13 protein-coding genes are annotated in these 14,210 nt (G+C 70.1%); 5 read left to right on the top strand and 8 right to left on the bottom strand.

Annotation, left to right across the window (positions count from 1 at the left end; genetic code table 11):
* Positions 1-35 precede the first annotated feature (35 nt).
* Entirely contained in the window at positions 36-578 is a 543-nt protein-coding gene (locus tag BLV72_RS06830) for a DUF1697 domain-containing protein (protein WP_093460942.1), read from the bottom strand.
* An 80-nt stretch (positions 579-658) separates the two neighbouring features.
* Here BLV72_RS06830 and BLV72_RS06825 point away from each other — a divergent pair, with 80 nt between their 5' ends.
* Complete coding sequence (locus BLV72_RS06825) at positions 659-1,306, top strand: nucleoside/nucleotide kinase family protein (protein ID WP_093470215.1); 648 nt, start codon at positions 659-661, stop codon at positions 1,304-1,306.
* Positions 1,307-1,363: 57 nt separating this feature from the next.
* Here BLV72_RS06825 and BLV72_RS06820 read toward each other — a convergent pair whose 3' ends face one another.
* The 4 genes from BLV72_RS06820 to BLV72_RS06805 all read right to left on the bottom strand — a co-directional run bounded on the left by BLV72_RS06820 (position 1,364) and on the right by BLV72_RS06805 (position 4,664).
* On the bottom strand, positions 1,364-2,026 hold the full coding sequence (locus tag BLV72_RS06820; protein ID WP_093460940.1) for a DUF4360 domain-containing protein: 663 nt from the start codon (positions 2,024-2,026) through the stop codon (positions 1,364-1,366).
* A 30-nt stretch (positions 2,027-2,056) separates the two neighbouring features.
* Positions 2,057-2,710, bottom strand: coding sequence for a DUF4360 domain-containing protein (locus tag BLV72_RS06815; RefSeq protein ID WP_093460938.1), 654 nt, complete (start codon positions 2,708-2,710; stop codon positions 2,057-2,059).
* Between the two features lie 358 nt (positions 2,711-3,068).
* Positions 3,069-3,704 carry a methylated-DNA--[protein]-cysteine S-methyltransferase gene (locus BLV72_RS06810; protein ID WP_093460936.1) on the bottom strand — a complete coding sequence of 212 codons (636 nt, stop codon included), beginning with the start codon at positions 3,702-3,704 and terminating at the stop codon, positions 3,069-3,071.
* Between the two features lie 75 nt (positions 3,705-3,779).
* Positions 3,780-4,664 carry a glycerophosphodiester phosphodiesterase gene (locus BLV72_RS06805; RefSeq protein ID WP_093460934.1) on the bottom strand — a complete coding sequence of 295 codons (885 nt, stop codon included), beginning with the start codon at positions 4,662-4,664 and terminating at the stop codon, positions 3,780-3,782.
* A 214-nt stretch (positions 4,665-4,878) separates the two neighbouring features.
* Here BLV72_RS06805 and uvrB point away from each other — a divergent pair, with 214 nt between their 5' ends.
* From uvrB to BLV72_RS06785, 4 genes are all read left to right on the top strand, one after another.
* Positions 4,879-7,017, top strand: a complete 2,139-nt coding sequence (gene uvrB, locus BLV72_RS06800) for an excinuclease ABC subunit UvrB (protein ID WP_093460933.1) — start codon at positions 4,879-4,881, stop codon at positions 7,015-7,017.
* Positions 7,018-7,211: 194 nt separating this feature from the next.
* The gene (locus BLV72_RS06795; protein WP_014059893.1) at positions 7,212-7,790 is read left to right on the top strand and encodes a TerD family protein; all 579 of its coding nucleotides are present in this window, start codon (positions 7,212-7,214) and stop codon (positions 7,788-7,790) included.
* Between the two features lie 169 nt (positions 7,791-7,959).
* Positions 7,960-9,915 (top strand): TerD family protein, encoded by a 1,956-nt coding sequence (locus tag BLV72_RS06790; protein WP_093460931.1) that lies wholly within the window; start codon positions 7,960-7,962, stop codon positions 9,913-9,915.
* 221 nt (positions 9,916-10,136) lie between these two features.
* A complete protein-coding gene (locus tag BLV72_RS06785) occupies positions 10,137-11,141 on the top strand; it encodes a TerC family protein (protein WP_093460929.1) in 1,005 nt (334 codons plus the stop codon).
* Between the two features lie 90 nt (positions 11,142-11,231).
* Here BLV72_RS06785 and BLV72_RS06780 read toward each other — a convergent pair whose 3' ends face one another.
* From BLV72_RS06780 to BLV72_RS06770, 3 genes are all read right to left on the bottom strand, one after another.
* Positions 11,232-12,542 (bottom strand): MFS transporter, encoded by a 1,311-nt coding sequence (locus BLV72_RS06780; protein WP_093460928.1) that lies wholly within the window; start codon positions 12,540-12,542, stop codon positions 11,232-11,234.
* 131 nt (positions 12,543-12,673) lie between these two features.
* The gene (locus BLV72_RS06775; RefSeq protein ID WP_093460927.1) at positions 12,674-13,330 is read right to left on the bottom strand and encodes an MBL fold metallo-hydrolase; all 657 of its coding nucleotides are present in this window, start codon (positions 13,328-13,330) and stop codon (positions 12,674-12,676) included.
* A 4-nt stretch (positions 13,331-13,334) separates the two neighbouring features.
* A complete protein-coding gene (locus BLV72_RS06770; RefSeq protein WP_167746323.1) occupies positions 13,335-14,066 on the bottom strand; it encodes a maleylpyruvate isomerase family mycothiol-dependent enzyme in 732 nt (243 codons plus the stop codon).
* Between the last annotated feature and the right edge of the window lie 144 nt (positions 14,067-14,210).

Below are 14,210 nucleotides of genomic sequence, written 5' to 3'. Positions count from 1 at the left end.
TGCCTCTCGGGGGGCTCGACCGTCGAGGAGACGTCTCAGGCGTCGGCCAGCGCCAGCAGCTTGGTGACCGTGTTCCAGTTGCGGGCGGTGGCCGGCACGCCGAGCCGGGCGTTGGTGACCTTCGCCGCCAGCTTGGAGCGGCCGATCCCGTCCGGGCAGCGCAGGAAGATCTCGCGGCCGATGAGGCGGAATTCGTCCGGGGCGTAGGCGGCCGGATCCAGCGCGTCCAGCGCGGCCGTGTCCGTGGGCATGTCCGTCAGGAAGACCACATGCAGGGTCTTGGGCTCGGCCGCGGCCTCCGGATAGGGGTTGGCCTCGATCGCCGCGGCCAGCTCATCGCGCGTACGGACCATGACGGGCACGGGAAAGCCGAGGTCGGCGGCGAAGCCGTCCTCGAGGGTGCGGGCCGTTCGCTCGGGCGGGGTGCCGGGGTCGGCGAAGACGATATTGCCGGTCTGGAGATGCACGGTGACGCCCCTGAAGCCCAGCTCGGCCATCAGCTCACGCTGCCGGGCCATGGGGAACTTCCTGTTCCCGCCCACATTGATGCCACGCAGCAGCGCTATCTGAAATGCCATGGCCGGAGAGTACCGCTCCCCGGGCCGCGGAGCCGGGCCCCCGCGGCCCGGGCCGGGGAGCCCACGGCATGATGGGGGGCGTGCGGCTCGAAGCGATCACCTGGGAACGGCTGACCGACGCGACCGCCGACCGCATCGCCGGGCTGACGGCGGCGGACGGCGGCCCCTGGCTGAGAGTGGCCGTCGACGGGGCTCCGGCGGCGCCCACCGCCGAGCTGGCGCGGGATCTGTCGGAGGCGCTGCGGATCCGGGGGCGTCCGGTGCTGGTGGTCGGGTCGGCGGGGTTCTGGCGGCCCGCCTCGCTGCGCTACGAGTACGGGAAGCGGGACCCCGATGCGTACTACGACCGCTGGCTGGACACCGGTGCCCTGTGGCGCGAGGTCTTCGATCCGCTGGACCCGGGGGCGGGCGGCACCGGGCGGGTGCTGCCCGACCTGTGGGATCCGGTGACCGACCGGGCCACGCGCAGCCCGTACGCCGAACTTCCGCGGGGCGGGGTGCTGCTGCTGCACGGCGCGCTGCTGCTGGGGCACTGGTTCCCGTTCGATCTGTCGGTGCATCTTCGGCTGTCCCCGGCCGCCCTCGCCCGCCGCACGCAGGAGGACGACCACTGGACCCTGCCGGCCTTCGCGCGCTACGAGGACGAGGTGGGGCCCGGCGAGGCGGCGGATGTGGTGGTGCGGATGGACGACCCCCGGCATCCGGCCTGGCACCGCCCCGAGCCGTAACCGGGTACGTCTCGGGGCGGTGCGCAGGACATCATGTCCGGAGTGGTGCGCGGAAGGTCACTTCTTGTCCGGCGGACATTCCTTCCAGGCGAAGTGATAGGTGGTGCTCACATCGCCGTCGGTCGAGTCCATCGCGATGAAGCTGGTCGTTTCCTTGGTGTCGGACGTTCCGGCGTTGGCCCGCAACTCGGTGTTGATGTTGAAGTTGCGGAGTTCACCGCAGGGCGACCACACCACGGTCGCGATATCGGCCGTGTCGGTGACCTGCCAGTTGTCGTCGTAGGAACCGGCGAACTCATGCGTGTTGGACGAGGTCTGCGACTGCCCCTGGAAGTAGTACGAGGCTTTCTGCGTGGCGGACGCGCCCTTTTCCAGATGGGCGAAGCCACGGTAGTCGACACTGGCGATGGCGTAGGAGAAGCCCTGTGGTACATGCGTGACCAGACTGAGCTGACAGTTCTTCCTGAAGTCCGTCGGCTTGGCTCCCTTGCCCACCTGGGCGAGATACTCGCTGTAGGTCACGGTGAAGGCGGTGTTGTCGGGGGAGACGGCGATCGCCGCGGTGCCCGCCGGGCAGCCCGATCCATTCACGGTGGCGACCGTGATCACGATCTTGTCGGGTGGCACGGTGTCGAACGGGGGTTGCGCATATGCCTGGGAAGTGAGCGTCGAGGCGAATAACGCCGCGACCACGCCGCCTGCGTACAGAACACCGGGCATGATTCTCCATTCGATGGTGGATTTACCGTGCTACTGGACGGCGGAGGGGCATTCCTTCCAGGCGAGGTGGTAAATGGTGCTGACGCCGCCGTCGGTCGAGTCCATGGCCATGAAGCTGGTGCTGCCCGAGGAGGAGGTGCCGGCGCTGACCCGCAGCTCGGTGTTGACGTTGAAGTTGCGGTCCTGGCCGCAGGGGGCCCACACCAGGGCGCTGTAGTCGGTGCTGTCGGTGGTCTGCCAGTTGTCGTTGTACGGACCGCTGAAATCATGGGTCCGTGACGCGGTGTCCGCCGAGCCCTGGAAGTAGTAGCTCGCCTTCTCGGTGCCCTTGGCGCCCTTTTCGAGGTAGCCATAACCCCGGTAGTCGACCTGGGCGATGGCGTACGTGAATCCCTGTGGCACATGCACGCCCAGGCTGAGCTGGCAGTTCTTACGGATGTCGGTCGGATCCGCGTCGGGGCCCACCTGGGCGAGGTAGTCGCTGTAGGTCACGGTGAAGGCCGAGTTGTCGGCGGCGGTGGCCACGGCGGTGGTGCCCTTGGGGCAGCCCGAGCCGTTCACCGTCTTGACGCTTATCTGGATCTTTTCCGGCGGCGCGTCAGGAGCCGAGGAAACACCTTGGGTGGAAAGGGCCGAGGCGAATAGCGCCGCGGCCGCGCCGCCCGCGAGCAGAACACCGGACATGGCTCTCCAATTCGATCACTTGTGGGGACGTAGTTGAGCGGTGAATTTCCGAGGAGCGGGAAGAACAGGGCGTGCGGGTAGGGCAGGGGGAACCGCAGGAGCGGGTGGAGCGGAAGATCGATGGCACGAGGAAGAGCGCAAGAGCTGAAGAGCTGAAGAGCAGAAGAGCAGAAGAGCGGGGAAGAGCGTTATCGCGCGGTACGGTTCGTACGGCCGAACGCAATGAGAGCCCCATGTCCGGCAGGTGACGGAATGCCAGGGCGATGGGCGCTCCTAAGATAGGGGTGATAGGCAAGCGCCACAAGACAGCCGAGGAATTCCGGAACAAGATATTTCCGTCCCGGCCGGGAAGAACGATTCAGAAGAGCGGTTGCGGAAGAACGCCTTCCAGTGCGAGCAGGGAGCGCTTGGTCTCCAGCCCGCCGCCGAAGCCGCCGATGCCCCCGCCGCTCTCGACCACTCGGTGGCAGGGCACCACGACCGGCAGCGGATTGCTCCCCATGGCCACGCCGACGGCGCGGGCCGCGCCCGGCTCGCCCACCCGGTCGGCGAGGTCCTGATAGCCGACGACCGTGCCGTAGGGAACATGGGCGGCCAGCTCGCGCAGCACCCGGCGGTTGAAGCCGGTGGTCAGGGACCAGTCCAGGGAGAGGGTGAAGGCCTTGGTGTCCTCGGCGAAATAGCTCTCCACCTGCCGGATCGCCTCGGCGAGATGCTCGGCGCAGCGAGGCGCCGCCGGGGCGGCCGCGGTGCCGGAGGCCGGGGAGGGCACGGGCGTGGGCTCGGTGCCCAGGCGGCGGGTGAGCCTGGCGACGGCCTCGGCCGCCGTCTTCTCCGCCGCGTGGAAGACCACCTGGACCAGCCCCTCGTCCGTGGCCGCGAGCAGCAGCGGGCCGATGGGCGTGGCCGGGACCGCCCAGGCCCAGGCGCGCGCGTCCCGCCGCTCGGGCCCCTCGTGCGGGTCCCGCTGTGTCTGCCGCTCCGCGATCGTCACGCCCTCAGCGTAGAACCCACCACCGACAGCGCCCCGCCGGTCGGCCGGCGGGGCGCCTCGTTCAGGAGCCGTGGGTCACGAGGCGTCGTCGAGGGCGTCCCGGACCACATCGGGCTTGTTGGTGATGATGCCGTTCACACCCATGCCCGCGACCGAGACCGCCGACGGGCCGTCGTTCACGGTCCAGGTGTAGACCTCCAGCGGCTTGCCGTGCGCCCCGTCCACCGACCGCACCGCGGCCACATAGCCGGCGTCGATGGTGGTGTAGCTGGGGTTGATCTGGTCGGAGAACTCGGCGTACTCCGGCAGGTCGGCGACGGCCGGGGTGCCGAGGAAGCCGGTCTTGACGTCCGGCCGCAGCTCGTGGACCGTCCGCACGGAGTCGGCGCTGAAGCTCTGGATGATCAGCCGGCGCTTGTGCCGATGGTCCAGCCAGCCCTCTCTGCGCAGCTCCCGCAGCGTCTGGCGTTCGATCCCGGGATAGCGCTCAGGAGCCTTGAGCTCCATCAGGAGCTTTTGGTGATTGTCCGAAACCCGGTCCATGTACTCCTCCAGGGTCGGCACCGTCTCGCCTTGGAACTCGGTGCCGAACCAGCTTCCGGCGTCCAGCTTCTCGATCTCGTCGAGGGTGAAGTCGGAGATGTTCCAGGGCGCCCGGTCCGGGAACACCTGCTCGACGTCGGTGGTCCGGCTCAGCGTGGTGTCGTGCATCACGATCAGCTCGCCGTCCCTGGTGCGCTGGACGTCGTTCTCGACCCAGTCGATGCCCAGGTCGTCGGCGGCGTCGACGGCGGCCAGGGTGTTCTCGGGGGCGTAGGCGGAGGCACCGCGATGGGCCACGGTGACCGTGTGGTGGTGCGTCTGGCCGACGGGCTGGGCGGTCGCCGTGGCCGTGGGGAGGAAGAGCGCTGACATCCCGATGAGCGCGCCGGTTAACGCGGCGGCCGGGCGGATCTGCATACGGACTCCTCGCGTCGTCTGACTCTTGTCCGACTCATGGACGGGCAGAGGGTCCCAGATGCGCGGTAGCTGAGGATAGGTATCGGATGGACGGAAAATTCGTGCCACGGGCGACATCATGCGCATGATCGTCTGAATCCGGCCGGAGGGCCGGGGGCGGGCCGCACACGGGAACGCCCCGCCGTTGTCAGTGGCGAGTCGTACGGTTGGTCTCATGCGGCCCGTAACTCAGCTCGAACGCAAGGTGGCGCCCTTCGAGGTCGTCAGCTCCTATCAGCCCAGCGGTGACCAGCCCACCGCCATCGCCGACCTCGATCGGCGCGTCCGCGCTGGTGAGAAGGATGTCGTGCTGCTCGGCGCGACCGGCACCGGTAAGTCGGCGACCACCGCCTGGATGATCGAGAAGCTCCAGCGGCCCACGCTGGTCATGGCTCCGAACAAGACGCTGGCCGCCCAGCTCGCCAATGAGTTCCGCGAGCTGCTGCCGAACAACGCGGTCGAGTACTTCGTCTCGTACTACGACTACTACCAGCCCGAGGCGTACGTCCCGCAGTCGGACACCTATATCGAGAAGGACTCCTCGATCAACGAGGAGGTGGAGCGGCTGCGCCACTCGGCTACGAATTCGCTGCTCACCCGGCGTGACGTGGTCGTGGTGGCATCCGTCTCCTGCATCTACGGCCTCGGTACGCCGCAGGAGTACGTGGACCGCATGGTGCCGCTGAAGGTCGGCGAGGAGATCGACCGCGATCAGCTGCTGCGTCGCTTTGTCGACATTCAGTACGCCCGCAATGACATGGCGTTCACCCGGGGCACCTTCCGGGTCCGTGGCGACACCATCGAGATCTTCCCGGTCTACGAGGAGCTCGCGGTCCGCATCGAGATGTTCGGCGACGAGATCGAGGCGCTCTCCACGCTCCACCCGCTCACCGGTGAGGTGATCAGCGAGGACCGGGAGCTGTATGTCTTCCCGGCCAGCCACTATGTGGCCGGGCCCGAGCGCATGGAGAAGGCCATCGCCGGGATCGAGGCCGAGCTCACGGAGACCCTGACCCGGCTGGAGAAGCAGGGCAAGCTGCTGGAGGCCCAGCGGCTGCGGATGCGCACCACCTACGACATCGAGATGATGCGCCAGATCGGCACCTGCTCGGGCATCGAGAACTACTCGCTGCACATCGACGGCCGTGAGACCGGCTCCCCGCCGCACACCCTGCTGGACTACTTCCCGGAGGACTTCCTCCTGGTCATCGACGAGTCGCATGTCACGGTGCCGCAGATCGGCGCGATGTACGAGGGCGACGCCTCCCGTAAGCGGACCCTGATCGAGCACGGCTTCCGGCTGCCCTCCGCGCTCGACAACCGCCCGCTGAAGTGGGAGGAGTTCCTGAAGCGCGTCGGCCAGACGGTCTATCTCTCCGCGACCCCGGGCCCGTTCGAGCTCTCCCGGGGCGATGGCTTCGTGGAGCAGATCATCCGCCCGACCGGCCTGATCGACCCCGAGGTCGTCGTCAAGCCGACCGAGGGCCAGATCGACGATCTCATCCATGAGATCCGCACCCGCACCGAAAAGGACGAGCGCGTCCTGGTCACCACCCTCACCAAGAAGATGGCCGAGGACCTGACCGACTACATGCTCGAGCTCGGCATCCAGGTGCGCTATCTGCACAGCGATGTGGACACCCTGCGCCGGGTCGAGCTGCTGCGCGAGCTGCGCGCCGGTGAGTTCGACGTGCTGGTCGGCATCAACCTGCTGCGGGAGGGTCTCGACCTTCCGGAGGTCTCCCTGGTCGCCATCCTCGACGCCGACAAGGAGGGCTTCCTGCGCTCGGGCACCTCGCTGATCCAGACCATCGGCCGTGCCGCTCGTAACGTGTCGGGCCAGGTGCATATGTACGCCGACAAGGTCACCCCGGCGATGGAGAAGGCCATCGACGAGACCAACCGCCGCCGCGAGAAGCAGATCGCATACAACAAGGCGAACAAGATCGATCCGCAGCCGCTGCGCAAGAAGATCAACGACATCGTGGCCCAGATCGCCCGCGAGGACGTCGACACCGAGCAGCTGCTCGGCACCGGCTACCGCAAGCTGAAGGACGGCAAGGACGCGAAGACCCCCGTGCCGGCGGCCGGCGGTAAGGCGGCCAAGGGCGGCAAGGCCGCCAAGGGCAAGGCCAAGGAAGAGGTGCTGACCGACCGGCCCGCGGCCGAGCTCGCCGAGCAGATCGAGGAGATGACCGACCGCATGCGGGCCGCGGCGGCGGAGCTCCAGTTCGAGGTGGCGGCGCGACTGCGCGACGAGGTGTCGGAGTTGAAGAAGGAGCTGCGGCAGATGAGGGAGGCGGGAGTCTCCTGACGGCCGGGCGCCCCGGGGTCTCGCCGGGGCGCCCGCACCTTCGCTGTGTTGCAAGACCGACACAAAAGCCCGCTCGTCCGGCCGGAGCCCTGGCGGCAGTGCATAGGGTTTCGGAGGGCCGTGCATACGGCGCGGCCACGGCCGCACACCCGCGGCGGCCACGGGGAATCGAGAGACGAGAGTAGGGACAGCGCGTGACGGTCAACATGTCCAAGGGACAGGCCATCAGCCTGCAGAAGGCCGACGGGGGCGCCCTGACCGCGGTGCGGATGGGGCTGGGCTGGCAGGCGGCGCCCCGCCGCGGACTGTTCGGCTCCCGTACGAGGGAGATCGACCTCGATGCGTCGGCCGTCCTCTTCGCCGACAAGCAGCCGACCGATGTCGTCTTCTTCCGCCACCTGGTCAGCGACGACGGTTCGGTCCGCCACACCGGTGACAATCTCGTGGGCGGTGCCGGGCAGGGCGGCGACGACGAGGCGATCCTGGTCGATCTGCAGCGGGTGCCCGTCCACATCGACCAGATCGTCTTCACGGTGAACTCCTTCACCGGCCAGACCTTCGCCGAGGTACAGAATGCGTTCTGCCGGCTGGTGGACGAGACCAACGGGCAGGAGCTCGCCCGCTACACCCTCACCGGCGGCGGGCAGTACACCGCCCAGATCATGGCCACGGTCCAGCGCGCGGGCGGCGCCTGGCAGATGAAGGCGGTCGGCGAGCCGGCCAACGGCCGCACCTTCCAGGACCTGATGCCGCACATCGTGCCGCATCTGTAAAACGGCTGTCACCGCCGCTCGGACGAGTGGCGGACACGTCGATCAGCGGATCCGCCCGGAGGCGAACCGCCCGGATGAGCGCGTCGGCCCGGTGGAGCACAGCTCGCCGGGCCGACGCGCTCACCCGCACCCATACGGCATCAGCGGAATACAACGAGGGGACGCAGCCATGACGGCCGAGCTGGTCCGAGGGCAGAACCACCCCCTGCCCCAGACCCGTTTGGAGATCCGGATCTCTGCGGGCAATCCGATCGTGGCCGGGGCGACCCTCGGCGATGAGCGGGGCACGGTGCACGGCGCCGAATGGGTCGCGCACCCCGCCTCGCCCCAGCTGGCCGGGATAGAGGTGCCCAAACAGGCGGCGGCCGACCACCGGCTCGCTGTCGACCTCGACGCGATGCCCGACCACATCCACCGGGTCACCGTGCTGCTCGCGCTGCCGGTCGGCGTCGGCGGCCCGGCCCGGTTCGGCGTCATGGCCGCGCCGTTCGTCGCCGTCACCGGCCTCGACGGCACCGAGATCGCCGGCTACACCATCACCGATCTGGACTCGGAGTCCGCGGTGACCGCCCTGGAGCTCTACCGCAGGCAGGGCGCCTGGAAGGTGCGCGCCGTCGGCCAGGGGTACGCGGGCGGGCTGGCCGCCATGCTCCACGACCAGGGACTGGCCGAGGCCACCGACCTCGCGGCCCGGATCAACGAGGCGGTGGCGCGGGGCATGGCACGCTCCGTCGCCCAGCCCCCGCCACGCTCCGAGGGCGACGGCCGGGTGCGCACGTCCGCCGCGGGCGGCGGCGCCGACCCGGCTCCGGTAGGCGCCGACCCGGCCCCCGCCCAGCCGCAGACCCCGCCGCAGCAGCCGCAGGGCGCGCCCGCCACCGGAGGGCCGGTCAACTACGAGCACCCGGCCCGCCGTACGGCCGCGCCGCCCACCCCCGCGCCGCCCGCCGCACCCGGACAGCCCGCCCGGCCGGTCGCGGGAGACGCCTCCGGCTGGACCATGGACGAGCGCCTCTACAACCAGGTCTGGGGGATGTTCGAGGACCTGGCCCGGACGACCGCGGCCTACCGCAGCGCCGTGGACTTCGCCGAGTCCCGGATGGAGCAGGAGCTGGACCGGGTGCTCTCCGACCCGCGCACCCGGGTGGGCCCGGCCGCCGACTCCGCCCGCGCCGACGCGCGCGCCAAGCACGCCGACCTCGTCGAGCAGGCCCGCGCCGCCCTCGACCGCGATCTGGCGCAGCTCACCGCCGAGGCCGAGGTGGTGGAGCCCGCGCTGCCGCCCGCCTACGCCCGCTGGGACAGCCCGGTGTGGCAGGCGTACCAGGTGCCGATGGAGATCCCGATGGCCCTGCGCGTGGGCGATCTGCACCTCCCGGAGCGCACCGACCTGCGCATCCCCATGCTGGTGCGGCTGCCGCTGGAGCGGGGGCTGTGGATCGACGCGGGGCGTTCGGGCGGGTTCGACGAGGGGCCGGCCGACTCCGGTGAGCTGCGCAGGCTGGCCGCGGACGCGGCGGTCGCCATCGCCGCGCGGCTGCTGGCCGTCTATCCGGCGGGGGAGATCGCGGTGCAGGTGATCGACCCGGCGGGTTCGGCCGCGGGCTCGTTCGCCCCGCTGGTGGGGTCGGGCGCGCTGGCCGAGCCGCCGGCGGCCGGAGCCCAGGGGGTCTCCTCGGTGCTGGCCGCCCTGACCCGGCGGGTGGACCTGGTGCAGATGGCGGTCCGCAGCGGTGCCACGGACGCGCTGCCGCCCGATCTGGACACCGCCGAGCAGCTGCTGATCGTCCATGACTTCCCGCACGGTTTCGACGACCGGGCTGTCACCCAGCTGCGCTATCTGGCGGACGAGGGGCCCGCCGTGGGCGTGCATCTGATGATGGTCGCTGACCGTGAGGACGCGCGGGCCTACGGCCCGGTGCTGGACCCGCTGTGGCGGTCGCTGCTGCGGCTCACCCCGGTCGCCGACGACCACCTCGCCGACCCCTGGGTGGGCCATGCGTGGACGTACGAGCCGTCGATGGTGCCGCGGAGCAGCCGGGTGCTGGATCAGGTGCTGGGGGAGGCAGGGCGGGCCGCGAAGGCTCTGAAGGCTGCTAGGGCCCGCCCGTCATATGGCAACTGACCTGCACTTTTATCCATCTCTTTACTCTTCCATGGGAATTCCTGTACCCTCGTGTACGCGGAGGGGAGTACTCCTGTAGCGGTGTTCCCGTCACCACGGATTCGTCCGGCCCCAGGAGGCCGGACGGAATCCCGGGGCGCCGGTCCGTGGCGCGGTCCACGGGCGGAAGAGACCTCCGGCAGCGACGACGCTGAGATTGCCGTACGAATGCCGGAGGAACTGTGGACGTTTCCGTGACCATGTGGGGGCTGACCATCGTCGGTCTCTGCGCCCTCATCGCCGCCGACTTCTTCATAGGCGGCCGCAAACCGCATGAGGTCTCCATCAAGGAGGCCGGGATCTGGACCGCCGTCTGGGTCGCGCTCGCCGCGCTCTTCGGGCTCGGGCTGCTGGTCTTCGCGGGCGGCCAGCCCTCCGGCGAGTTCTTCGCGGGCTTCATCACCGAGAAGTCGCTGAGTGTCGACAACCTCTTCGTCTTCGTCCTGATCATGGCGAAGTTCGCCGTGCCGACGATCTACCAGCAGCGTGTGCTCATGGTGGGCGTGCTCATCGCCCTCGTGCTGCGTGCGGTCTTCATCGCCGCCGGCGCCGCGATCGTCTCGACCTTCTCCTGGGTCTTCTTCATCTTCGGCGCCTTCCTCATCTGGACGGCGTGGAAGCTCGTCCAGGAGGCGCGGGCCGGTGAGGAGGAAGAGGAGTTCGAGGAGAACCGGCTGCTCAAGGCGGTCGAGAAGCGGTTCCCGTCCACCGACCAGTACCACGGCACCAAGCTGTTCATCATGGAGAACGGCAAGCGGCTGATGACCCCGATGCTGATCGTCATGCTGGCGATCGGCACCACGGACGTCCTCTTCGCGCTGGACTCGATACCCGCGATCTTCGGCCTCACCCAGGACCCGTACATCGTCTTCACCGCCAACGCCTTCGCGCTGATGGGCCTGCGCCAGCTGTACTTCCTCATCGGTGGCCTGCTCAAGAAGCTGGTCCACCTCTCGTACGGACTGTCGATCATCCTCGGCTTCATCGGCGTCAAGCTGGTGCTGCACGCGCTGCACGAGGCCGGGGTGCATGTCCCGGAGATCAGCATCCCCGTCTCGCTCGGCGTCATCTGCGCGGTGCTCGCCGTCACGACGGTCACCAGTCTCTACGCCTCGAGGAAACAGGCCCTGGCGGAGGCGGGGAGCGGGGAGGACCGGGCCCGGGACAAGGACAGCGTCGACGTCTGACGGTGTCTTCCGCGGCGTCACCGCCCTGACACGCCCGACAGCGTCAGAAGGCGCGCGGCGACTGTCCGCGTCCCGGATCCGGGAGACGGCTCACACAGCCGCCTCCCCGGCCTCCAGAGGCCGTACGGCCGATCGTCCACCATCCGGACGGTCGGCCGTCGGCCGTGTCTCCGGCAGCAGGACGAAGCAGCCCAGACTCAGCAGTGCGGCGGCGGCCAGGTACGCGGCGACGCCCCAGGGCGGGCCGTCCCCGTGGGACATCGCCGTCGCGACGATCGGCGTGAGCGCCCCGCCCAGGACGCCCGCCAGGTTGTAGCCGAGCGCCGCTCCCGTGCAGCGCACCCGCGCCTCGAACAGCTCGGGCAGATAGGCCGAGGTCACGGCGAACATGGTGATGAAGGCGAGCAGCGCGCCCAGGAAGCCGAGGAACATCAGCGGCGGCTCACCGGTGCACAACAGCGCGACCAGCGGAAACATCCACACCACGGTGGCCACGCAGCCCACCAGGCACAGCGGCCGCCGCCCGAAGCGGTCGCCGAGATGGGCCGCCAGCGGTGTCAGGGCGCCCATGACCGCCACGGCCGCCATGATGCAGCCCAGCAGGGTGGTGCGGGCGACGCCGAGCCGCTCCGTGCCGTACGCCAGGGACCAGGTGGTGACCGCGTAGAAGACGGCATAGCCCACCGCGAGCCCGCCCGCGGTCAGCAGGACCAGCCGCCAGTGGCCGCGCACCACCTCGGCCAGCGGCGCGGTGGCCCGTTCGCCGTGCTCGGCCAGCTCCTGGAACCGCGGGGACTCGGTGAGCTGGGCCCGCAGCAGCAGCCCGGCGCCCGCCAGCAGCCCCGCGCCCCAGAACGGCACCCGCCACCCCCAGGACCGGAACTCGGCATCGCTCAGCGTGGCCGACAGGGCCAGCATCGTGCCGTTGGCCAGCAGAAAGCCGATGGCCGGGCCGACTTGCGGAAAGCCCGACCACAGCCCGCGCCGCTCCGCGGGCGCGTGCTCGGCGGTCAGCAGCACCGCACCGCCCCATTCACCGCCGAGCCCCAGCCCCTGCGCAAACCGCAGCACGAGCAGCAGGACGGGGGCGGCGATGCCGATCGAGTCGTAGGTCGGGACGAAGCCCACGGCCACGGTCGCGACGCCGGTGAGCAGCAGGGAGGCGATGAGCACCGGCCGGCGCCCGTGGCGGTCGCCGATGGGCCCGAAGAGCATCGAGCCCAGGGGCCGGGAGACGAAGCCGACGGCGAAGGTGCCGAAGGCCGCGAGGGTGCCGGCCAGCGGCGAGAAGGTGGGGAAGAACAGCGGGCCGAGGACCAGCGCGGCGGCCGTGCCGTAGACGAAGAAGTCGTAGAACTCGATCGCGGTGCCGGCCAGGGACGCGGCGGCGAGGCGGGCCATGGACGGGGAGCGGTCATGGTGCATGACGCGACAACCGCCATGGCCCGCCGGGGGTCACGGGGCGTACGGAGGTGCGCGGCGCTCTGGGGCGGTGTGCGCGCCGCTACGAGCCGCGCGTACCGCCGGCGCCGCTACCAGCCGCGCTCGCGCCACTCCCCGAGGTGCGGGCGCTCGGCGCCGAGCGTGGTGTCGTCGCCGTGGCCGGGGTAGACCCAGGTCTCGTCCGAAAGCTGATCGAAGAGCTTGGTCTCGACGTCGTTGATCAGACTCTCGAACGCCTTGGAGTCCTTCCATGTGTTGCCCACGCCGCCCGGGAAGAGGCAGTCGCCGGTGAACACATGCGCATGGCCGTGCGGGTCGTTGTACACCAGGGCGATGCTGCCGGGCGTGTGGCCGACCAGATGGCGCGCGGTCAGCTCGACCCGGCCGACCCGCACCGTGTCGCCGTCCGCGACCGGCACATCGGTCGGCACCGGGATGCCCTCGGCGTCGTACTGGCCCGCGTAGGTGCGGGCGCCGGTGGCGTCCACCACCTCGCGCAGCGCGCTCCAGTGGTCCTGGTGGCGGTGGGTGGTGACGACGGAGGCGATGCCGCTCTCGCCGATCAGGGAGAGCAGGGTGTGCGGCTCGGCGGCGGCGTCGATCAGGAGCTGCTCGTCGGTGGCCCGGCAGCGCAGCAGGTACGCGTTGTTGTTCATGGGGCCGACCGCGACCTTCGAGATCATCAGATCGGGCAGTTCGTGCACGTCCGCCGGTCCACCGACCGTCACTACTCCGCTGTAGGTCATGGCCTCAGCCTAGTGCGGGGAGGACGGGCAAGGGGCCGTTCGGGCAGGAGAGGCCGGTGCCGTCCGTACGGCCGGTGAGCCAGCCCAGCAGGGCGGCGGGGGAGCCGGTGACGGTGACCGGGGACTCCCCGGGGGCGGCGGGGCGGCCGGTGTGCCGGACGTCCCCTTCACCGGGCCCGGTGGCCAGCCGCAGCGGGGGAATATCCGGGCGCCCGGCGAACCTTGTACGGATGAGCACGGAGAGCTGGCTCTCGACGAAGGGGGCGGGCAGATCCGCCACGGCGTAGCCGATACCGAGATCGACATGATGCAGCTCGACCTCGGCGAGGCGGCGCAGTGGCAGCCCGGCCGCCGACTCCCGGACCCCGCCGCGCAGGGCCACCTCGTACGGCAGGCGCTCCGGGGGCAGTGCGGTGACCGCCGCGTCGAAGCGGGTCGCGCTGGCACGCAGGTCGTCCAGGTGGACGGCGAGCGGCCGGGCGGCGTCGCGCAGGATCTCGGCGTCGCGCGTCTGCGCGTCGGCGTACATCGGGGTCTCCTGGCCGGTCCGGGCCCAGGTGAGCAGGTTCACCAGGGCGTCCGCGTTGCGGGCCAGGTGGGCCAGGACATGGCCGCGGGTCCAGCCGGGGAGCTCCGAGGGGCTCACGAGGGACGCGTCGTCGAGAGCGGCGACGGCGGTCAGCAGCCGGTCCGTCGCCTCCTGTACGGCGAGGGCGTCCCTGACGTAGTCGGTCATGACCCGACCGTAGTCCGCACCACACGATCGGGTGAAGTCGGCTCCCGTCGCCCGCAAATCGAATGTGCGTGCTATAGGCTCGGTGTGCTGCATCCTTAAGACATCGTCGTCGTGCCCCCATACCCTGGGTTGGGGGTTTCGCTC

The sequence above is a fragment of the Streptomyces melanosporofaciens genome (assembly GCF_900105695.1).
Taxonomy (GTDB): Bacteria; Actinomycetota; Actinomycetes; order Streptomycetales; family Streptomycetaceae; genus Streptomyces; species Streptomyces antimycoticus.
The sequence above is the reverse complement of the archived record's forward strand: the minus strand, read 5'-3'. Positions and strand labels throughout refer to the sequence as shown.

Bases quoted from the DNA above. Each gene is read 5' to 3' on its own strand.
- BLV72_RS06815 (WP_093460938.1), bottom strand. From the start codon at position 2,710: ATGTCCGGTGTTCTGCTCGCGGGCGGCGCGGCCGCGGCGCTATTCGCC.
- BLV72_RS06770 (WP_167746323.1), bottom strand. From the start codon at position 14,066: ATGACCGACTACGTCAGGGACGCCCTCGCCGTACAGGAGGCGACGGAC.
- BLV72_RS06775 (WP_093460927.1), bottom strand. From the start codon at position 13,330: ATGACCTACAGCGGAGTAGTGACGGTCGGTGGACCGGCGGACGTGCAC.
- uvrB (WP_093460933.1), top strand. From the start codon at position 4,879: ATGCGGCCCGTAACTCAGCTCGAACGCAAGGTGGCGCCCTTCGAGGTC.
- BLV72_RS06820 (WP_093460940.1), bottom strand. From the start codon at position 2,026: ATGCCCGGTGTTCTGTACGCAGGCGGCGTGGTCGCGGCGTTATTCGCC.
- BLV72_RS06790 (WP_093460931.1), top strand. From the start codon at position 7,960: ATGACGGCCGAGCTGGTCCGAGGGCAGAACCACCCCCTGCCCCAGACC.
- BLV72_RS06780 (WP_093460928.1), bottom strand. From the start codon at position 12,542: ATGGCCCGCCTCGCCGCCGCGTCCCTGGCCGGCACCGCGATCGAGTTC.
- BLV72_RS06805 (WP_093460934.1), bottom strand. From the start codon at position 4,664: ATGCAGATCCGCCCGGCCGCCGCGTTAACCGGCGCGCTCATCGGGATG.
- BLV72_RS06830 (WP_093460942.1), bottom strand. From the start codon at position 578: ATGGCATTTCAGATAGCGCTGCTGCGTGGCATCAATGTGGGCGGGAAC.